This is a genomic window from Halolamina salina, assembly GCF_042678005.1.
Classification (GTDB): Archaea; Halobacteriota; Halobacteria; order Halobacteriales; family Haloferacaceae; genus Halolamina; species Halolamina salina.
On sequence record NZ_JBHUDH010000156.1, the window covers coordinates 1 to 1306 of the forward strand.

Genomic DNA, 1306 nt, shown 5'->3' on the forward strand with positions numbered 1-1306 from the left:
GCCCCACGTCGGCGAACTCGTCGCTCCCGGCCTCGACGACGCGCGCGTCGAGATCGCCCATGGCCGCCTCGATCGCGTCGGCGGCGGGGCCGCTCCCGACGATTCCGATATCCATGTCCCGGGGAGGGGGCGCCGATCGCAAAAAGGAACGGGTGCCGGCTTAGCTGGCGAGCATCGACTGTGCGACGCTGGCGAGTTCCGCGGCGTCGGCGTCGTGGAGCCGCTCGTCGCCCAGTTTGAGCCGCAGTCGGGGGCGGCCCACGTCGATCGGGACTTTCTCGGTATCGATCAGGCCAAGCTCCTCGAGGCGGGTCTTGGTCCGGGAGAAGGTTGCCTTCGAGGCGATCCCCACGTCCTCGCCCCACTTGCTGATGTCGTACAGCAGCACGTCGTTCTTCGCGGCGACCAGCAGCGAGATGGTCACCTCGTCGAGCCCGTCGCCGTCGCCGCGGGCGGTCTCCAGCGAGTCGAGCACCGCGTCGAAGTCGGTGCGGGACTGGTCCCCGATGTCGTCGGCCATCGTCTCACGGACCCGCGAGATGGCGGGCGTCCGGAGGTTGAACGCCTCGGCCGCCTCGAAGCGTGCGCTGTAGTCCTCGTAGGCCTGCCCGACGAACGACTCGTCGTCGGTCGAGAGCCCGGCGACGGCGTCGCCCGCAGTGACGACCGCGATGGTTCGCTCCTCGGTTACGAGCAGGGCGTTGTCGACGCCGTCGGCGAGCGTCCGGAGTTCGAGGCTCCCGGCCTCGACCAGATCGGCGGCGTTGCTGGCGACGAGGAAGTCGTCCATCACGTCCTTCAGCATGCGCTCGTCGGCCAGCAGCTTCACCGTCGGGAACTCGCCGTCGAACTCGGTGCCGAGCTCGATCAGCGCCTCCACCGCCGCCGCGGAGGGTCCCACGAACAGGACCTCGTCTTCGGCGTCTTCGATGCTCTTCCGGAGGATATCCTCTATTTCTTCGCCGAGTAAATTCGAACTCATTCCTACGAGAGTATATGCGGCACTCGGTATTTAATATTAACGGGTATATCGCCGTCTCAGGGCTTCTACCGGAAATTCTGAACTCGATTAGATGGGAAAACAACCTGACGGAGTCGTGTGAAGAAGGTAACTCTTTTCACGGTCGGCAAGGTATGGTATTTCATGGCACGAAACGTTACAGTACCCAGCATCGGTGTCCGGATCGGCGAGTTCGTCGCGCGCCACCCGCGGCTCGTCGTCGCGATCGCGGCGGCGATCCCGCCGGCGGCGACGAGGCCGACGAACCACGTCGGGAGGTTCGATAGCTGGGCGGCCAGCACGACG

General features: G+C 65.5%; 2 protein-coding genes. One reads left to right on the forward strand and one right to left on the reverse strand.

All coding sequences use genetic code 11. The annotated features are described in order from the left end of the window. Window positions 1-160: 160 nt before the first annotated feature. Window positions 161-982, reverse strand: coding sequence for a transcriptional regulator TbsP (gene tbsP / locus ACFR9S_RS12935; RefSeq protein ID WP_379732402.1), 822 nt, complete (start codon window positions 980-982; stop codon window positions 161-163). Between the two features lie 117 nt (window positions 983-1099). On the opposite strand from tbsP, the gene ACFR9S_RS12940 reads away from it, so the two are divergent. Continuing rightward, a partial coding sequence (locus tag ACFR9S_RS12940) for a hypothetical protein (RefSeq protein ID WP_379818832.1) occupies window positions 1100-1306 on the forward strand: 207 nt, incomplete at its 3' end.

What these genes read in the sequence shown, in the direction of transcription:
- tbsP (WP_379732402.1), bottom strand. Translation starts at nt 982, where the DNA reads ATGAGTTCGAATTTACTCGGCGAAGAAATAGAGGATATCCTCCGGAAG.